The 18,716-nt window shown below is 58.4% G+C and carries 14 protein-coding genes and 1 pseudogene; 8 read left to right on the forward strand and 7 right to left on the reverse strand.

Translation table 11 applies throughout. The features are described 5' to 3' along the window. Positions 1 to 105: 105 nt before the first annotated feature. From SB764_RS37485 to SB764_RS37510, 6 genes and pseudogenes are all read right to left on the reverse strand, one after another. Positions 106 to 942, reverse strand: a pseudogene (locus SB764_RS37485) (PDDEXK nuclease domain-containing protein); the annotation flags it as partial. 82 nt (positions 943 to 1,024) lie between these two features. Next, a complete protein-coding gene (locus tag SB764_RS37490) occupies positions 1,025 to 1,780 on the reverse strand; it encodes a hypothetical protein (protein WP_410866393.1) in 756 nt (251 codons plus the stop codon). Between the two features lie 1,265 nt (positions 1,781 to 3,045). Further along, a complete protein-coding gene (locus SB764_RS37495; RefSeq protein WP_410866394.1) occupies positions 3,046 to 3,396 on the reverse strand; it encodes a hypothetical protein in 351 nt (116 codons plus the stop codon). Between the two features lie 211 nt (positions 3,397 to 3,607). Next, entirely contained in the window at positions 3,608 to 3,862 is a 255-nt protein-coding gene (locus SB764_RS37500) for an H-NS histone family protein (RefSeq protein ID WP_410866395.1), read from the reverse strand. A gap of 3,480 nt (positions 3,863 to 7,342) precedes the next feature. Continuing rightward, a complete protein-coding gene (locus SB764_RS37505) occupies positions 7,343 to 8,314 on the reverse strand; it encodes a ParB/RepB/Spo0J family partition protein (protein ID WP_074986994.1) in 972 nt (323 codons plus the stop codon). Then, positions 8,311 to 9,519 (reverse strand): ParA family protein, encoded by a 1,209-nt coding sequence (locus SB764_RS37510; RefSeq protein ID WP_410866396.1) that lies wholly within the window; start codon positions 9,517 to 9,519, stop codon positions 8,311 to 8,313. Before SB764_RS37510 ends, SB764_RS37505 begins: the two co-directional genes overlap by 4 nt. A gap of 796 nt (positions 9,520 to 10,315) precedes the next feature. Between SB764_RS37510 and SB764_RS37515 the strand changes: the two genes are divergently transcribed. Then, the gene (locus tag SB764_RS37515) at positions 10,316 to 11,698 is read left to right on the forward strand and encodes a replication initiation protein (protein WP_410866403.1); all 1,383 of its coding nucleotides are present in this window, start codon (positions 10,316 to 10,318) and stop codon (positions 11,696 to 11,698) included. Between the two features lie 46 nt (positions 11,699 to 11,744). Here the strand turns inward: SB764_RS37515 and SB764_RS37520 are convergent, their stop codons facing one another. After that, complete coding sequence (locus tag SB764_RS37520) at positions 11,745 to 12,290, reverse strand: hypothetical protein (RefSeq protein WP_410866404.1); 546 nt, start codon at positions 12,288 to 12,290, stop codon at positions 11,745 to 11,747. Between the two features lie 174 nt (positions 12,291 to 12,464). Here SB764_RS37520 and SB764_RS37525 point away from each other — a divergent pair, with 174 nt between their 5' ends. The 7 genes from SB764_RS37525 to SB764_RS37555 all read left to right on the forward strand — a co-directional run bounded on the left by SB764_RS37525 (position 12,465) and on the right by SB764_RS37555 (position 18,363). Beyond that, on the forward strand, positions 12,465 to 12,623 hold the full coding sequence (locus tag SB764_RS37525) for a hypothetical protein (protein ID WP_410866397.1): 159 nt from the start codon (positions 12,465 to 12,467) through the stop codon (positions 12,621 to 12,623). Positions 12,624 to 13,883: 1,260 nt separating this feature from the next. Continuing rightward, on the forward strand, positions 13,884 to 14,417 hold the full coding sequence (locus tag SB764_RS37530) for a phage integrase N-terminal domain-containing protein (RefSeq protein ID WP_410866398.1): 534 nt from the start codon (positions 13,884 to 13,886) through the stop codon (positions 14,415 to 14,417). Between the two features lie 279 nt (positions 14,418 to 14,696). After that, positions 14,697 to 15,728 (forward strand): GSU2403 family nucleotidyltransferase fold protein, encoded by a 1,032-nt coding sequence (locus tag SB764_RS37535; RefSeq protein ID WP_410866399.1) that lies wholly within the window; start codon positions 14,697 to 14,699, stop codon positions 15,726 to 15,728. A gap of 246 nt (positions 15,729 to 15,974) precedes the next feature. After that, the gene (locus tag SB764_RS37540) at positions 15,975 to 16,274 is read left to right on the forward strand and encodes a hypothetical protein (RefSeq protein WP_410866400.1); all 300 of its coding nucleotides are present in this window, start codon (positions 15,975 to 15,977) and stop codon (positions 16,272 to 16,274) included. A gap of 523 nt (positions 16,275 to 16,797) precedes the next feature. Then, the gene (locus SB764_RS37545; protein ID WP_410866401.1) at positions 16,798 to 17,379 is read left to right on the forward strand and encodes a hypothetical protein; all 582 of its coding nucleotides are present in this window, start codon (positions 16,798 to 16,800) and stop codon (positions 17,377 to 17,379) included. Positions 17,380 to 17,839: 460 nt separating this feature from the next. Further along, on the forward strand, positions 17,840 to 18,100 hold the full coding sequence (locus SB764_RS37550; protein WP_046577948.1) for a type II toxin-antitoxin system Phd/YefM family antitoxin: 261 nt from the start codon (positions 17,840 to 17,842) through the stop codon (positions 18,098 to 18,100). Further along, positions 18,097 to 18,363 carry a Txe/YoeB family addiction module toxin gene (locus SB764_RS37555; RefSeq protein ID WP_410866402.1) on the forward strand — a complete coding sequence of 89 codons (267 nt, stop codon included), beginning with the start codon at positions 18,097 to 18,099 and terminating at the stop codon, positions 18,361 to 18,363. Before SB764_RS37550 ends, SB764_RS37555 begins: the two co-directional genes overlap by 4 nt. Positions 18,364 to 18,716 lie beyond the last annotated feature (353 nt).

An 18,716-nucleotide genomic window follows, 5' to 3' on the forward strand; every position in this document is an offset into this window, starting at 1 on the left:
CTCGACCGCCCGAACGCGGTCTTCGTATGAATACATGGACTACCTCCAAAGTAGTCCAAGATTTTGTCCGCATCCCCACCGGTCAGGATTCCGTGCAAATCAACAGTCAACCCGAAACCAGGTATCGTCGATTCTCAGACGGCGCTGGCGCCCGAGGAATGCAAAGTCATCGCCCAGCTCAAGCAGGAAATCCGCGAGGTGCTGGATGAGGGCAGCTTCTAGATCGGACTCCGAATATTCGTCCTTCATGTCGAGAAACTCGAGGACAAACGGATCACGTATGGCCTGCTCCGGTGTAAGCAGATCACTGGGCTGAACCTGTGCAGCGTTGCCGAGCAGCGCCGCCTTGTTGTGCGAGAGTGCCAGACGTTCGTATAGCTGGCTCCCGATCTGGCGGTCAAGCTGACGTACCGACCAGCCCTCCCGTAACGCTTCGGTTTCGTAGAAGACGCGCGCGGCCTCGGTTTTGACGGAAAGCAGCCGCACATAGGCAGACCAGGGAAGTGAAAAGGCCTGGGCGACGACGGTCAGTTCCGGTGCCCCGACTTTGGCCGTATCGGTTGTTTTCTGTGTTTGAGATTTTGCAGACGCTGTCTGCAAAATCCGGGATTCAGTAGATTGTGCAGACACCGTCTGCACAATTCGATCGGCGGGCCATGCAAGGTAGAACGCCCGCATCTGCGCGAGGTTGCGCACACCGAACCCTCTACCGAACCTGCCAGACAGATCCGTCCCCAGACGCCTGATCAACGCCTCTCCGTAGCCCGCCCGCACCTCACCACCCTGCTCAAATTCGACAATCCGGCGGCCGATCTCCCAGTACGTGGCGGTCATCAGCGCATTGACGCTGCGCGCCGCCGCCGACCGGGCAGACTCCACTACCAACGCGATTTCGCGATGCAACTCGACGTAGTCCGCCTGCGCAAGATCCACTTTCGTCATGGTACGTTCACTTCATCCTTGTCTACGAAGTTAGCCGCGAGGCTCTCCGGTTGGGACGGTACTGGCGTCCCGTCAGGCCCAATCAAGACTGTTCGGCTACACCTCCGCAACGACCGGCATCATGGGAGCCAGCCGCGTCGACACTACCTGCATCCTGCGTCCAGAAGTGCAGATGCGGCCAGCCAGCCACGCTACCGCGATCCCGAATCGAGCAGAAGCCTGCGTGAGCAAGTCCATGTACAACAATATAGGCGCGCATCTCTAACGCCAGGCGGATCGTATCGCCTTCGCCGCCATATTCGTCACTGCGGACGATCTCCTCACCGGGCAACCCAAGCGCAGCGCCTGCTGCCCACGCCCATGCGGTCGCCTCCGGGTCCGAGCACTGGATCACCGCACGATAGAGTGGATCATCCGGATCATGCCTAGCGTCACCGACCGCATCCAGCATTGCGCGCTGGCTCGCAAAAAGATTCCCGTCCATCCATGACCGGAAGCTACGTGGTGTGATCGCGAGATGCCCCGCCTCATGGAGCAGCGTTGAGATTCGACATGCCGGATCGACAGCGAGCGTACCCCTATCAATCCTGCATCCATCGGAAAACCCGTTCGCCCCACTTTCATAACGCGCGGCAATCCCGATCACGTTCAGGAAATCCATCGTGCGATCTCGCGTATCCGCTGCATCGATGACATAACTTGAAGTTGCCAAGCCAGCTGAATATCTGCTCATCAGGTAACCTTTCTCCCTTCCAGAAAGCATGCCACCCGTCGGATGCGCCGCGGCCAGTGGCGTGCCGGATACGCAGGTCCAGTCGCCGTGCAACCACGCAATCACGCTCGCCGCCTTACGTTCACTGTCAGCCGACGGGACTTCACGCACCTCATTGGCGACAGCGCGCCGCTACGCTTGGCACTGGCCGTCGCTGGCGCGTGCGTCAATCGCACACCGATAGCTCCCCCCTGGCGGCACCCAAAGACACGATGGCCTGCATGTTTTGCTCCGTATTGTTTGCGCTGGAAAATTACCGGGCTATAGACCCGGCTCGTTTCCGCCTGAAGTTGAACCGGCCTACGAATCGTTGGATTCCCGACCGCTTTGCCGCGGCCCCGGAAGATGATGTTCACGCAAGGCCATTCGCAATAGCTCTGCCCATCAGTAGTGCCGTGTCCAATCGCTGGGACCAACCACACCGCAATCCCAGCAGGGTAGAACGTGCGGCTCACTAGGTCTCCTCATGGGCGACCTGCCTGACTGCAACCCCCTCATTCTATCGGGCCGGGTGCAAAGTCAAGTCAGCAAGTCCGACTCGCGGTTTGCTGATCCACGCCGGACATCGCAGCGAGAGCGTCGTCTATGTCCGAACAACGCAACAAGTGCAAGAGTACGGCCTCGAGCATACGGAAGAGCAGGAGCGGTGATGTCACGGTGCAGTACTGATAGTTGCGCGTCTCGACTTGTCAAACTGTGTGGCGCAAGAACCCGGCACGACCCGTCACGCAGACCATGAACCAAAGTAGGGGATGACTGGTGCCACTGGCTATTTCATATCAACGCCAGCCCAACAACCGAACAATGACATTCGCAGGACCGCGTTCGCACACTTCCCGGCACGGACCACGGGGTCGCTGTGGTGAGCCATGCTCCCCCGAAAACGTCCCGAAACGTCAGCGCTATCGGCATCTCAGGCCCTTGGGAAATGCAAGGCTTCGACCGGCAAGGAACCGCATCACATAGATCCGCAATCACATTGATTCGAATTCCTAAGCACCCATCTTCATGGAATCGAGCGATGCGTGCAAGTTGGCTCCCAACATGCAACACAGCCCAAGGCTGACGCTGAAGTAACGCCAGACCGGTTAGAGAACGTCCAACTCTCAGATTCACTATGCGGCCGCGCCCGCAAGCGCGGTAGCGCGTGCAGATGCGCGAGGGACATTCATGGAAATCTTGCAGACTTGACCCAATGCGACCTGCAGACGACGCCAGCTCAAGCCCAGGCGTTGTGCCTACGCCGGGATCACCAGACGGTGCGGAATGTACCCGCTTGCTTAAACCGGCCCTCACTGAAGCTACGATTGAGAAAGTCGCACTGAGGGCGACTAGAAAAGGCCGCCCTGCCGTACATCTCTAGGAGGCGGCAGCGACACCTTCGCGCGGCGCGCGCCGCGGCGGCGCACCACCCGCCGCACGTGCGCCACGAGCTCGGCCCACCCGTCTGATGCCACGAGCACGAGCGCATACTGCCGCACTCCTTCCGCGTCGCCACTCCCCGCCTCCTTCATCACGCGCAGGGACGCCCGCAGCGCCAGGCGTCGTGCGCGGTCCAGCAACTGGGCGCGGCTCATCCCCGGCCAGCACGCGGCGATGAACTGCGAAATGCCGGCCGGCAGGGATTCTGGTGCACAGGCAGGCGGCAGCGCCAGGGCAACGAGTTCAAAACGGTTGGCCATCGTGGGCGGGCCTCTATATATATGTATTGGGGATGCGTGAGTGGAGGATGCCAGGGATACGTGCTGGCTTTGTGAAAACTGCAAAGGGGCGTCTGGCCCTTCACAATGCCGGACACACACAATTTCCCTCACCTTGCCCCGCGTCGCTCACTCTTCACCGGGCCACCAGCGCTGGGGCCGAGGCGTGTCGATCGCGTAGTCCCGGAGGCGCTTACCCGCAAGTCACGCCGGACGCCGCCCCCCGGCCCGACCATTTCCTGCCCGTCGCAGGATCGTAGTAATTCGCCGGCGCAGGCGCGGGCCGGTCATATCCCAGCGCCCGGCGGATTTCCTGCTCAGTGATCCCCAGCAGTTCAATCTCGTCCCGAAACCGGGCCAGCACAGCGGTGACTTCGCGCGAGCGCGCGTCGGCCGGCAGTTCGTTGACGTGGCCGAGTTCGGCGCGCAGTGCTTTCAGGTTGGACATGGATTTCGTCGCAAAGCCGCCGCAGCCTCGACCCCCTGATTTTAGCGTCCACCGCACTGATCCGTGCGTCCGCCTCGGATGCATGACCGGCTACCGGCGCGGTCCGTGAACGCGTCAGTACGCGGCATCTGCCGGGTTCCAGGAACAGGAATGTGAGAATTACAGAATACGTATCAATCGCTACATCGACGGTTCGCAGCCGGTCCGCATCGAACCTCGATGCACTCGCGTACAGTCCTGCCCGCGTTGGGCCAAGCGAGTTCCGTGAAACATCACCCGGAAATCGTTTGATTATCTTTAAAAATCAATTATATAGACAACGGCATTCAATGCGCCCCCATTGTTTCACGGACAGTCTCCGGGCGGGCAAAAACTAGGCAACCTTAGCGCCACAATGTAGCCCAGTCTGGGACTTATCCCATTGCGGCGCCGTACAGGACATCCCCCTCCTTCTCAGCAGTGCCCAGAAAGTTGCGCTTGCCCTACATCGCGGGCAAGCGAATCGAAGTCGGAATCCAACTCGTAAATGACTGGCGGCGCGCCAGCGATCCATTGTCCCCTCACTTCGACGGCCTTCGCCGCGATGAGGCAGCGACGGTACCGGTAGACGGGCGACGGCGTCTCGACTGCCCCCGAGGCGCGGCTTTCCCGACGCGAGGGCCGAGAATGAAACGCGTACGGCATACGGCGAATACGTCGGACTGTCCGGATTCCATACCAGCGTGGCGGTCGCGCAGACGCCGAGGATGCAACCGTTTCGGGAGTGGAACTGCTGCGCAGTCGTTCGCGTGGCGTAGTTGGATGCACACCTGCGGCCTGCTGTCGAACTGCGTCCTAGCCGCACGCCCGAACCTTAAGCCAAGACGATGCGGAATCCGCACGAGTGCCGGGCACTGGTGAATACCGCTGTCCGCGAGGTGCTCAACGGGAATGCAACGGCCGATGCGATCCGCTACGCCGTGTTGCTGAGCAGCAGCGGAAATTGGACGTTTGCCGACGAGGGCGCTCATCCGGCCCATGTCGCACTGGGCGCCGAGCTTACCGCTAGTCGCACTCCTGACGCGTGCAACGCAAATCTGCCGACCATGAATGATTCCGGTACTAGGCCGAGCATCCCGCGGCGTTGCCGTCGCTCTGCACGGCGTCGATCGGGCTCGATAGTCCCTTCCGGTCCGCCCGCTGGCCGCTCGGACTCCGTTGTGGTCACTCACTGAGGCCGAACGGATTTTTCTGGTGCACGGGACAGGCAAACGTACCAATCTAGGCAGAAGCGCTCGACAATCTCTGTACCTAAATCGCGCTTCGCCAAACCCCGACGCCGTGCATGATCCGCACACTCGTCCCGTACACATTGGCTCGACCGACCAGCGTCCCCCTATCCAACGCCTCGGCAGAGAGTTGCTGTGTATCGCCACTTCGCTGATCTACATTAGCCTCGGCCTGATTACCGTTCGCTGACAATCTGCTGCAGCGCGAAGCGATCGCCGCCCGGTCGGAAACCACGCAAGCACGTCGGTGGAAAGCACGAAATCCGTCCGCACCTGATCGTCTGCCAGCAGTGACACGTCGTGATCGCGTAGCGGGTGCCGAGCCTGCACGAACTATCCGACGCGCTACCAGCCATTCGGCAACTGCGCGCTAATCGCGACAAAGGGGCCAAGACACACGGGTTACCATTCAACGAAATCGCCCAGTTGCTCCAGCTTTATTAGATTTTCCATAGGGTGGAACGATCTTCACCGGACGCCCCGGAGTCCTCGTGGCGCAGTACAGCGTTTGAAATTCGATAACGAAGTGGGCCTGCGTGTCCGCACCGCAGTGTGGAAACTTGCAACGTGGCTGCGTTGGGCGAAGGTAAGCATCGACGAAGTCGACGCACGTGCTCGACAGGCGAGCCGGTAGTTGCTCGCGCTCTGGTGAAGAAACCGGTCCAACTCCCCGCCAATAGAGCGGGCGCTACTCTTGACGCATGGTCACGCAGGCGTTCGTGTATCTGCTTACGTGCACGTATTTCCACGCTCTCCCCCTTATCTTCGGAACCTCCGAAGATCGCCAGACTATGAGATTCGCCTAAAGCTCTCCAGCTTCGATCGCGCCGCCGCGCTGCGCAATCTCGCTTGCCATGTAACGGGCTAGATCGCTGACACACATTCGCTTCAGTTGACTAATGCAGGGGAAAATGAAAAATGGGTGGGACAATACAGTGGTCGCGCAGAGGTCTTAGCTGGATGCGGTGTGCAATCGCCTCGTGATAGCCCCACGCTCACCACTTGGAACCCCGGTTTAATCCCGGAGTTCGCGAACAAAGTCCGGGATTAAACCGGAGTCTCGAGCCTAACGCTCCGCAATCTCCGGGCGAATGTCCGACTTTGCGCTCTAATACTCATCGCACCCGACGACACAGACGTGTCAACGCGAGCCAATCGTCGCGGCAAGACAGTACGGATGATTCGGCGCAGTACGAAGTGTCTCCAATGGAGACACCTTCATCCACGTGAACGCTGTTATTGCTTCTGACCATTCAGGTCAGATCAACGCGCTTGGCGCTGTCAGCGCGTTGCTGCACACATGGGCATTGGCTCAACTTAGGTCACTTTCGAGGAGGACCGCCATACCGGCCAACAGGAGTGTCTCCAATGGAGACACACTCTGCCACGAGCCTGCATCAGTCGCGTCCAGCGCCACGCCAGTGCGGCCATACAGGACGGAAAAAGCTAGCAGCATATCTCCACGCGCCCCCGCGGACAATATGCGCACTTTGCTCTAACTTCGGTAACTGGCTGTTTCCAGGAAACACGAACTCGTGTCTCCAATGGAGACACTATCGATTGGAGTTGCTCCCGTCTCGGCCTCACGAGCCGACTTGCGCCCGAGAGTACCTACTACGATATTCCGACACAAACAACGGCACCCCTACAGCTTCCATACCTGCCTTATAACAGGGCTCAAAGGCCGTCTTCTCGGCATAAGTCGGAACAGCCCCTGGACGCGAGTGTCTCCATTGGAGACAGACACGAAGCCTGGGAACGAGTATTCATCTCTAATATCACACCGCGTGTCCGCAATGATCGCGCCTCTGAGCCCCGCACCTCCGGCGGCGTCCCGTAAGCTAGCGATTGCGCTAGGTCTTCACTGGTGCAGCTTCGGTTCAGCCTGCTCATATCGGTTTCAGCGCCCGAAACTCATCGCCAGTGTCTCCAATGGAGACACCTCGGCACTCCGTCGGCATTGTTGAAATACCCGTTACGCTTTTCATGTCGTGTCTCCATTGAGGACACTCCAGATCCAGGAAGCAGCGCCAACAACAACGCAAAAGCATCCCTGCCGCCGAGTCGCTCCACCGGCGCAACTTAGATCTGCATCACCTTGACCGCGGGATTCCGCGGGTCACGATAGTCTCGCCTTGTAGCGCTATAAGCCGCCACACAAAAGACGTAAAAAAAACCCGATAAATCGGGCTTCGTGGTTCGCACAAAAAGCTTACGCCGTGCCAGTGAATAGTTGGGCAATTAGCTCGCGGACTTGCCTTTCCTTTTCATCGGTGAGAAGTCCCGCTCTAATTTTCACAGTGAGGCCCACAGAATCGCGGGTGATAGATCCGGCCTGGTTTCCGCCCGCGAAGATCTTCTCGATCTTTCGATCACTAACGTTATGGTCCGTCTTCCCATCGTCTTCGATTGCTTGCTTGATGGCCTTCGCGAGTTTTGTTTGATCGAGATCGCCAGCGACGACCCTCGTCCAAGCTTGCTTGGCAAGTTCGAATGCCTTCTCGTCTTGATCGCGCAGCACGGAAACCAGGTTCTGGGCGGCATGGGCGCCGAGCAAGCGTGGTTGCACGTCCAAGTCTCGAATGACAAAGTCCGGTAACTCTGCAAACGAGAGAAATCTATACAGCTCCGAACGCGAAATCCCCAAAGCTTCAGCGACTCGCTTGCGGCTCGGAAACTCCTTCTCCGTTCGACGAATCGAACGCGAAATCTCGTAGTCCGACAAATCTTCCCGCGCGACGTTTTCGACGAGCGCAAGCAACGCCATCTCTTCGTCTGAAAGGTCGACCACAAAGACCTTGATGATCTCCCTCTCGATCATCTTGTGCGCGCGCCAACGTCGTTCGCCCGCCACAAGTTGATAGCCCGCGTCCTTCCGCCGGACAACAATGGGTTGAACGAGACCCGACTCTCGAATCGACTCTGCGAGTTGAGTCAGCTTGCTTTCGGAAAACACCTGACGTGGCTGCCACGGATTCGGAACGATATCGGCGACTCTCACCTCTGATGGCAAGCCTGCCTTCTCCAACTCAGAGATCCGCTGCTGTGCTTGCGCTAACGCTCCTGCCATACCAGGCGCAGTAAGAGGCGTCTTATTCTTCTCTGATTGTTCAGCGAGCTTGATATCTTTCGTTGCTCGAACGTCGGCCGTTTTGGCCATCATGCGGTCACGCAGGCTGCTCATTGGCCGGCCCTCCACTGTGCAACATATTGATCGTCAATCCACTTGCAATAATCCATTAGTGGCTGCTTTACCCGCGCCAACGTCTTCGCCACAGTGTCGGCACGTGACAAATCGAAAACGGTGGAGAATGCGAGCGCACCATTGCTCATGACCGAACTGGCTGGGATCTCTATCGCGTGGAGCCAATCGCCGTAGGCGCGTTGCGTCCACGAGCGAACAACCGGTGCGGACGACGTCGTTCCATAGTCAACCTTCGAGAGAAGCACGGAAACGAAGTCGTAGGTCTTATCGACGTCGTGCTCTGCAAAGCCATTCGCAACCTCGGCGAACAACGACCAAAACGACGAGGAAGAAATAAAGTCGAGACTCTCTGGGACCAAAGGCATCACCATTGAATCGGCCGCCATCAGTCCATTCAACGTCATATAGGACAGCGATGGTGCCGTGTCGATAATGATGTAGTCGTACTGCGTACGGAGCGGCTCGATGCCGTTACGCAAAATCGACCAGAACTTGAATCCCGGATTCGTCTTCTGCTCAGCGGGGAGGTGAAATTCCGCATCATGCAGATAGTTATGCGCGGGGATAATGTCCAGTCCGTCCCAATAGGTGCTCTGGACTTTCGACCCGAGGCCACCTTCGATGTTCGGATCGTAGATGTAGGGGAGAACAGTATCGTCCCAATTAATATCCTTCTCCGCGTATAACCCACAGAGCTCCGACAGCGACGCTTGCGGATCCAAATCAATCATGAGCACCTTGCGGCCGCGCAGGCTGAGACCTTGACCAAGGCACATCGAGGTCGTAGTCTTGCACGATCCTCCCTTGAAATTTGCCGTTGTCAGCACACGGCCGCGTTGTTCCCGAGTGCCAGTGACAAGCGGCGTCTGATAAATCGTCGAGACCTTTTGCACCCATTCCCGGGCGTCTTTCAATGAAAAGATCCGTGCTCGACCAGTTCCGTGCGTTTCGCCCGCGGGCAGGTCACTGCCGTCCTTGGTCGCAAGGTAATTGATCTTCTGTCGATCAAGGCCACAAAGCTCCGACAGTTCTCCGATCGTGAAGACCGGAGCATTCTTCCGCGGACGCGGTGCCAAGATTTGATCGCGAAGCTCGTCGGTCATCACTTTCAAACGATCAGCAAACTCACTGAAATCCGTGAGTTTCACCCGTCGATCGATACTTGGAAGCTCGCTTAAATTCATATTGGAAATTCCCTTTCATCAAAGGTGAGGCGATTTCCGAACGCCCACCTTCCACTTCTACGGTTTGGCAGCATTCGCCCGCCGAACCGTAGAATACTCGTCGTGCCGAAGAATTGCCATTACATTCGACCCTTTCGAGGCCCACTGGGGCAAATTGTTCGAAAAGGTTTGAATTTCAACCGCTTAGCGGGAGGGTTTCGGTCCAACGGACGGCCTTTGGCCGTCCGAGCTACGAAGCACCGCCTCAAGCCACGTTGCGTCGCCGGTTAGAGCGACACAAAACACCTCACCTTAGGGCGGCAAAAGTCGCCCGTTCCTGTGCAGCTTTCTCGATGGATCACAATTCGCCTCACCTTGTGGTCGCGGATTTTTACGACTCATCTTCGTTTTCTCCGCTGGTTGGTAGCTCCAAGGAACGGAAGGAGCGCACACATTTCCGTTTTTGCAAAACAGGGGTTAGTTTGTTTTTGTAAACATAAAACCTACTAACCACCAACAGCGACAGTGTCTGTCAATATAAACAACGGGTTAGCGTCGCAAGGTGAGGTGTTTTGTGTCCAAGGTGCTGTTGATTGAGCGCATGAGTGAGGCGTTTACCCCGCAAAAGTGAGGTATTTAGGCCCGTAAGGTGAGGTGTTTGGGCGGCAATGGTGAGGTAAGTTGTGATCCGATCAGCAAAAGGTGAGGTGATTTGAGCGGCTACGCTGGGCAAGGTGAGGTGATCTGTGTTGACAGCGCACCTTGCCGTCGGTACCGTACGGCACAAATATGCGGCCACGATGGCGAGGGGAGTCGAATGACGGCAGGAGGGCAGGTAGCCACGTCCAGGCAGTTGGCGTTGGCGCTTTTCGACGATGCGCGAGGGGAAGACCTACCGGTCGAAGCCGCCCGAAAAGATATCGGCTTTGCCCGAAAAAACGTCCTCATTCGGATCGTGGATCTTGGTGTTGCCGCGCGGCGGTTGATCGATGCTGCTTATTTTGTGGTGGCTCAGGAGTCCGGCGTTCACGATCTCTATGACGTCGAACTCGACTACTTTAAGTGGCTCATGCGGTACTCAAGCCGCAACAACGCTCACCTCGAGCAGGTCATCACTGAAGCGCAGAGAGCTCTAATCCAGGCTACAGCGGAAGCCGAGGCCGACGGTACAAAGCCGTTCGGCTCTGTACAGTTGATCGGTCGCATTTCCTACGCCGGCGGCCGCTTCCAGTTTCGAGTTCCCCCCGACCTCATCGGCATAATTCGTGGTCCCGGGAAGTCGCACTGGTTGAGTCTTCGCATCACTTCACTGTTCACGCTTAGCTATGCGCGAGTGATGTACGACCACCTACTGCCGTATGCAGATGAGGGCGTAACCGAATGGTTCACTCTCGATGAACTACGGTCTTGGCAGGGAGCGATCGGTGCAAAGGCGAAGGAGTTCAAATATTTCAAGCGCGACTGGCTCGGACCAGCTGTCGAGCAGATCAATGCCGTTTCCGACCTCCACCTGTCCTTCGAAACTCGCAATGAGCAGGGGTCGCGAAAGATCGGCCGCCTCCGTTTCCGCATCGAACGTAAAGCCGTCGAGGAGCGCTTGTTACATACGCACGAGCAAGCGAAAGTGCTGTACGAAACGCTCAAGCAAGAGTTCGGGCTCTCCAGCGTTCAATTTGGTCAGATTGCGTCGGATCGCGACACGTACACGGACGAACGCTTAGAGCAGGCCATTGAGCGCACTCGCTTCAGTCTAAAGCTCGGCAAGGTATCGAAAAGCCCTGCGGGCTTTTTCATGAAAGCCCTGAAGGAGCGCTGGATTGTGTCGGACGCTGAACGCCTGATGGTAGAGCAGCAGGAGACGCTCGCACTTGCGGAACGACGTGAAGCCGATGCAAGAGAGCATGTGGAAACACGTATGGCTCTGCAAATCGCGGCTCAGGATGTACATGCGCAAAATCGTATCGTCGATGAGGTGCGCCGCGGTTGGGAAATCTACCAAGAAGCAACGTCAAAGCAGCGGGATGATTTGCGTCGAACGTTCAAGGCTAGTGCGGCAGGCAAGCTCACATTGCGTCGACTGGGCATTGACGTCTCAGGAGATTTTTTCGAGACGATGTTTGAGCGCTACCCGGACCTCCGCGATGGTTTTGCTGGCTTTGTGTATAACAAAGCGCGTGCAGCAAAGGGTAGGGCGCGCTAGCTGTGGCAGCACGTCGGCTCTTGTTTTGTGATTCGCAGGCCGAACGCTAAAGTCTAACCCTCTCAGTGCCCGATTTCTGTTGCCCCGTTGAGACCGTTCGATCGAGGGGTGACCGCCGTGCCCCGCGTGCATCGTGGGCCGCGACGGCCACTTTGCTGAGTACCGACGCTTCAAAGAATGTAATCGAATTGGATAGCCACTCTTCAAGGGCTGAAAGATGCGGCATCAAGCGCAAGAGCTGAGGCATTTCCACACGCAAGCTCTGCTTATCCCGCGCAAGTCGAACTCGAATTCCCCCGACGTTTTGTTGGGGTACCCGATCAGACACGATGTACTCGATACGCTCCTCAACTTCTTGGTAGCCCAACCGCTTCGCTTCCATCGCTCTCTCGATCACTGCGCGTTCGCCGGACACTTTGAGCGCTCCAAGCACAAGCTCACCCACACGAAACGAAAGTTCGTTTGGGCTTCCTAGCGCGGATACCACTGCCGCGGGAATGCTCGCCAGTGCGATGAGACGGGATACGCTAGAGGTTGAGATGCCGAGTGCTTTCGCCAGCGCTCGCTGCGACGGCCAGATCTGTTGTCGCAGAACTCCGCGATAGAAAAGCCCGACTTCATATCAGGAAATATCCAATTCTTGCATTTGAGAGTGCATGGAGCGCGCAGTGCGTTTGTTCAGTGATTGCGGGACGACGAAGAGTTGTTCCATGGTGTCAAAGTGGTAGCGAGGGCTCTCTCAAAATAGTTCGCGAGAAAGCTTGCCGTGCCGATCGTCAAGGATCACGGCGATGACATCGCGCCCAACTTTATCCGCCGCGGCCAGTACATCGTCGTGGAGCAGCTCGCCAACAAGATCGTGCTGCGCGCCGGAAGCGACGACGTCACGATCACGCGCGGTCGCCGCGGCATCTTCGGGTTCTGAGCATGTCGAACCAGAACCCCCAGCCGACCGATCAGGAGCGCGTCACCAAGGGCAAGCGCGTCCTCGTACGCGGCGTAGAGGATCGCGTCCGCTTCTGCCGGCTAACCGCAAGGAATTCGCTCAACAACTTCACGGCATTTGAGATTTTGGTTTTACGGATAGCCGATGCTCGCATGCCAACTAGAGGGAACCGATCACGAATGAATCGAAGAAACGGTGTTCATTAGGCCGGTGTTGCGTATCGTTGCTTATCGTTGCGTTGGCTGTTGCGTATCGTTGCTTATCGTTGCGTCTGCTGTTGCGTATCGATGTGTGCGCTGTTGCGCAGCGCAGAGTGACGTGTCGCTGATGTTGAGCGCCTTCAGACCGGCGCTCCGAAATCAGGCGTTACGTGTGGTTTCTGCTTGCGGTAAAAGGACCGCTATGGTCTACTGGCGCGCATGTGAGCAGTTTTGCTCACCCTCTTTACCTCAGCCGCGCTGGCGGCATGCTTTCCCCTCGTCGGGAGAACTCTTTTAATCATCACGTGGCGGCTCTGCCGTCGATCGCTTTTTTGGGTGGACTCTTTGTACAAGGGCCCTCCAAGAAGGCTTAAGCGCGCCTATGCGCGTCGTCGGCCGGCATGACTGTCACCGTGTTTTCTGGGCGGATTCCTTGCACAAGGACGCTCAAGAAAAGCAACGACGCGCACACGCGCGTTTTTTTTCGCCCTCACCCAATGGGATGACTATGGGAAACAGAGGAAGGGCGAAACCCTTACCCCGTGCTGATTAGCGGCCGGTTTAGGGCGTCTGAACCGATACAGACAGAAATTCCCAAAGGTCGCACGACCTTCGTAGAAGAGGCTTTTGCTGCTCGCTGACTGAGTCGTTGAGTGGGCTATTCGTTGCGGTCGCACGACCGGCGAATAGAGGGCCCGGCCTGCATGCTTTGGCGCGCAGGAGTTGAATGTATGAGGCGCGCACCGTGCCTAGATCGTCGCAAGACGAATCGGTGCAGTATGGTCCCTGCTTTAAAGGCCAGTTCCACCCTTAGGGGAGGAGACCCGGTTAGCGCGAGCGCCGGGGCATCGCTGAGCAGTAAGAGTTGTAGTGGGAGCCGGCGACGCAAACGCACACTTTTAAGAAGGGCCTGCTCATGCCCCTCAAAGCTACAGGCAGTTAGAGGCACCCGGCAGCAACCGGCGCGCATTTCACAATGCGCTATACACGCGACGAGGCGTGATTCTTCGTGAAATGGAACGACTGAGAGGAGGTCGGGATGAAAAGAGATGAACGCACTGCTCACAAGGACACGCATGGCGGATGGCGCGGGGAGTTGCAGAAACTCATAGATCAGCACGCGGGCGTCCGTATGGACGGAAAGTTTGCCTCGTACAGAGCGCGAGAGCTCACCGCGAAGACCTTGTTCTCGGTGTTCAACTCGCTCAACGAGATGGGCTTTAAGTTGCAGAATCCCCGCAATCTTGGTGCAAGGCACGTTGAAGCGCTAGTGAAGCACTGGCACTCGCAGGGGCGGGCGGTATCGACTGTGCAGAACGAATTGTCGATGCTGCGCAAGTTTGCGACGTGGATCGGGAAAAGGGGCCTCGTCGTTCGACTGTCTGACTGTCTTCCCGAGGTTACCACCACGCAGTTGCGACGCACGGCCGTTGCGACGACATCGAAGTCGTGGACCGAAAATGGTATCGACGTCGACGCGAAGATCGCGGAGGCCGATGTACTGGACGCGCGCTTCGGCCTGATGCTGCGGATTGTGGTGGCGTTCGGTTTGCCGAGTTCATCGAAGATGTAGTCGGGGTACAGCGTCTGGCCAGCGCGTTCGATGGCGAAGACCTTGCCCTCCCTCTTCCCGCGGCTGGACACCGCATGCGGATTCGTCGCATCGGGATTCTGCTGCCTGCCGACCGCCTGAGCCGGCATCCACGTGATTCCATCAAGCATTGCAGCGGCCGCCTTGGCCTCCATCCCGGCGCGAGACGAAGTCATGAGCCGCACCGGAGTCGCATCGACGAGATCTTGGAGTGCGCGGTCTTTCGAGACCGCCTAACGACCTTTTTATAGGCCCAAGGTCATGAATTTATGGCGTTTTCCGTATAAAATAGGAAAAATGGAAAACGTACGGAAAAAACACGAGATTCTTGACATTGGCGATGACGCGCGTCGGCAGTACATCGACGCCTCCCGCACCTTTTCCGCGTACGAGGAGGCCGGGCAGAAGGCCGAGAGCGTGCGCGGCGGGATGTACTGGAGGACGCAGCACGGTGGCGAATACTTGATCCGGACCTCACCCACAAACGCGCAGAAAAGCCTCGGCCTGCGCTCGCCTGAGACCGAGAAAATCTACGAAAGCTTCACTGCCCGCAAGGCGGAGAGCCGCGCTACACTGGAGCGTCTCGGCAAGGCGATGGAACGCCAGCAACGCATGAATCGGGCGCTCCACGTGGGGCGCGTCCCAAAGATCGTCTTGGAGATCCTTGGCTCTCTCGACCGCGCTGGCATCTCCGAGCACTTTACGGTCGTCGGCACTCACGCGCTATACGCCTATGAGGCGGCCGCCGGCGTACGGTTGGAAACTGCAGCGCTCGCAACCCAGGACGTGGACCTCCTGTGGGACACACGCAAGCGCGTGCGGTTCGTTGCCCAGATGGACGTGCTCGGCTCGACGATGATCGGGCTACTCAAACGGGTGGACCAGTCATTTGGCCTGCGCGCAGACCAGCCTTTCACGGCAGTCAACGCGGACGGCTTTGAGGTGGACATCATTCGCCGTGAGGCAAAGGAGGGCGATCCGCATCCCATGCGCCTTACCGACAACGAAGACGAGTTCTGGGCGGTGCAGGCGCGTCGCGCCGGGAAACTGCTTAACGCCCCCCGCTTTTCTGCCGTGATCGTCTCTGCGTCGGGCCACATGGCCCGCATGAACACGATTGCACCCGCCGAATTCTGTACCTTCAAGCGCTGGATGGCGAAACAGCCTGACCGCGACCCGCTCAAGCGTCAACGTGACGCCCTCCAGGTAGAAGTGGTAAAGCAATTGATGGAGGAATACCTCCCGCAATGGCTGCCCGAGGACGGCGGCATAGAAGACGGCGACGGCACCTAAACAGTCGCCGGGCCGGTCGGTCCGCTCTCCTTGGTCGCGACTTCCTCGTCCCGAGATCCTGCAAGCTCTGGCGGGGCGCCCGCTTGTTGGTCGCGGTTCGCGCGCGACGCTTAATCCGGCGGGCTGTCCTCAAAGACTTTCCCTCCGGCAATCTGCCACTCCGAAAGCAGACTTGCGTATCCACGAAACTCTGTATAAATTAACAGGTGTGTATACGTACAGCCATCTAGCATCGGAGGACCTATCGTGCATCTGATCCGGATTGTGAACGACGCGGACCGCCGCGCGGTTGAGTGGCTCGTCACCCACGTGGGCGAGGCACGCGTGGAGGCGGCAGCGCAGCGTATGGCGCACGGCGGAAATCCGCCTTTTGTTTCGGCGGTGTGCCGTTACCTTGGCACGTGGCCGCCAGCGGTGCGCCAATCGACGCGCACCACCAGGGATTGTTCCGTGGGCGATGAGCATCTCGTGCCCATTCGTGAGCTGCTTGCGAAGCGAGGCGGTGCAGCACTGCGCCCGGCCGATGGTGCCGGCCGCAATGTCTGACGCTGCTGGTGCCGGAGTGGCCCGCGGTGCGCCGGTGATGGTGTGGGCCGCGCTCCGGGAAAGGCTGCGCCGCTACGCACCGCCAGCCACGACGCGGACTGACCGTGTCCACGTGCCCCAGACGGCCGTCAGAAAACCCGATGAAGATCCCGCGTTTTCGATCGAGGTTTTCGCAGGCCCAAAGCAATCATGACGGTGTCCGCGATGATGATCTTCACGGCCCTTCGACGCGAGAACCTCCTCGTCTGGAACGAATGGCAGGTGGAGGTGGACGGGCAGCATGAGGTTGACGACGCCTATGGCCAACCCGGCTTCGAGTCGCGCATCTGGGTGCGGCAGGAAGGGCAGGCGGACGCCGCACGATTTTCAGCGGCGCCCGTGGTGACACGGCACGCGACATCTACGGCACGAGCGGGCAGCTGGAGACGCAGGCTTGCTCCACGGCGACGGTCAAGGAAGTGGTTGGTCGCATGCTGCGAGGTGATCTGGACAACATCGAGCGGATCGTTGCTGAGGTCGAGGGGTGAGCGCCAGTTTGTTCTGGCCCCTTCGGCTCGACGTTGCTGGCGAGCGCGAAACGACGCTGCCAGGTAGTAGTGGCGGCATGAACGTTTCTGAGGTCAAGCGGACCGAACGAGCCGGTTCAACGGTTCTTTCGTACTCGCACGACGGCGACTTCACGCGCCACGCGGTGGAAATCTTCGAAAATGGTACGTACCAATCTCGGCTGAACGAGGTGGTCTGCTTCCGTCGAGGAACGCACGACGACATGGCAAAGCTGCATGGCTATATGCTCGCGGAGATGGAGGCGGTCGTGCATGCTCCGGCGCGGTCGCCGCAGGTCCGGCCTCTGCCGGATAGCGCCGCTCGGGAAATCCGTCTGGCCGTCCAAGGGATCGTGATCACGCTGTCGCCTAAGGGCGGCGGGGCGATTCGTTCGTCGTTGAACGAGGAAGGGGAGATCCCGGAGGCGAAGTCGGCGATCGATGCCGTCGAGTCGATGATTCTGGCCCACGCGGCCGCGGGCATCGACGTCGAGGCGCCGCCGTATCTTGAGGGCGTCGAGAGGGCGGTCGAGGCGATCTGGAACGTTGTCTATCCCTGACGGAACCGTTGGCCGAGGGCGTCGCTGCCGTGGGCGATCTCGCGTCGGTGCGCCCTGCAGTGCCATCCAGCGCCTCAGTGCGCCCAGCAACGTGCCACTATGTGGCGGCATCCGGCCCGCGCTTAACAAGCGTGGCCCCGAAGCATTGCCTATCCAGTTTTATGCCCGTCTTGGGCAACACGAGGAGAGAAGGCGGGGGCGCGGCTAAAATCTTGGACTGTTTATGCCGCGATTCCGAGACTTTCCCGGTATTCGAGGGGGCTGAGAGAGCCGAGCGAGACCTTGATGTCCGCACCCCCGCGGCAGGGTTGGACTTGGTTTGCAGCAAAGTGGCCCTATCGCTCTCGCCCGGCGAGGGGAAACGAGTGACAGACCAACATGTACGAATATGTGTACGTATTCATCCGGGCGTCGTAGAGTTGTACCTGTAACAGTACATGTTGGTCATGAAGGAGGACATATGCGTACCATCCCATTCACCGACGCTCGCGCCAATTTGAAGCGCGTCATCGACCAGGTTGTTGATGATGTGGACGTAACGCTCATTACCCGCCGCGACGCCCCCAATGCAGTTGTCATGTCCCAGGAACATTACGATAGCTTGATGGAGACGGTCCACCTGCTGCGCTCCCCGGCAAACGTAGCTCACCTAGAACGCTCTATCGCGCAGGCACGAGCGGGCAAGGTAAAGCCCCGTAAGTTGGTTGATGACAGCGAATGAGCGGCGCCTTGAACATTATGTGGACTTCCGAGGCATGGGGTGATTACGTCTACTGGCAGGGGCAGGATAAAAAGACGTTGAAGCGCATCATTCAACTCATCAAGGATATGCAGCGCACCCCATTCGAAGGCATCGGCAAACCCGAGGCGCTGAAGGAAAACCTGACCGGTTTTTGGTCGCGCCGCATTGATGAAACGAATCGCTTGGTCTACGAAGTCGCGAGTACGCAAATCAATGTCGTTTCGTGCCGCTACCACTACTGATGGACAGGAAAAAGCGGCCAGACTGCAAGGGAAAATTCGCCGCTGCGCGCGGCACTGGAAACGCCCATGCAAATCACACTCGCTGTAGCCAAGGAGATTTACCGTAAGGCCATCAACACGCGAGCAAGCGATGCAGAAGGCCCGGTAGCAGCCCGCGGAAGGGGGAGTCTAGCCGTGCTGGCATCGGCCGCAACTGTTCCGTAAGATGCAGACGGCTCGCGGTTATCAATGCGCGAGTCGCTTCCATATCCAAAGAGTGGAATGGCACGTACCAGGCTAGAGCGTGTTAGGCACTTGTATAAAGGGCTGCGAAGTGGACAAGCATAAGCACGGCGAATACGACGAAATGCAGA

Origin of the sequence: Paraburkholderia sp. SIMBA_027, assembly GCF_046535315.1 — a bacterium.
Lineage (GTDB): Bacteria > Pseudomonadota > Gammaproteobacteria > Burkholderiales > Burkholderiaceae > Paraburkholderia > Paraburkholderia tropica.

Excerpts from the sequence above, each read along its gene's own strand:
- SB764_RS37505 (WP_074986994.1), bottom strand. The coding sequence starts at position 8,314 with ATGAGCAGCCTGCGTGACCGCATGATGGCCAAAACGGCCGACGTTCGA.
- SB764_RS37515 (WP_410866403.1), top strand. The coding sequence starts at position 10,316 with ATGACGGCAGGAGGGCAGGTAGCCACGTCCAGGCAGTTGGCGTTGGCG.
- SB764_RS37510 (WP_410866396.1), bottom strand. The coding sequence starts at position 9,519 with ATGAATTTAAGCGAGCTTCCAAGTATCGATCGACGGGTGAAACTCACG.
- SB764_RS37500 (WP_410866395.1), bottom strand. The coding sequence starts at position 3,862 with ATGTCCAACCTGAAAGCACTGCGCGCCGAACTCGGCCACGTCAACGAA.
- SB764_RS37535 (WP_410866399.1), top strand. The coding sequence starts at position 14,697 with ATGAATTTATGGCGTTTTCCGTATAAAATAGGAAAAATGGAAAACGTA.
- SB764_RS37550 (WP_046577948.1), top strand. The coding sequence starts at position 17,840 with ATGCGTACCATCCCATTCACCGACGCTCGCGCCAATTTGAAGCGCGTC.
- SB764_RS37530 (WP_410866398.1), top strand. The coding sequence starts at position 13,884 with ATGAAAAGAGATGAACGCACTGCTCACAAGGACACGCATGGCGGATGG.
- SB764_RS37495 (WP_410866394.1), bottom strand. The coding sequence starts at position 3,396 with ATGGCCAACCGTTTTGAACTCGTTGCCCTGGCGCTGCCGCCTGCCTGT.
- SB764_RS37555 (WP_410866402.1), top strand. The coding sequence starts at position 18,097 with ATGAGCGGCGCCTTGAACATTATGTGGACTTCCGAGGCATGGGGTGAT.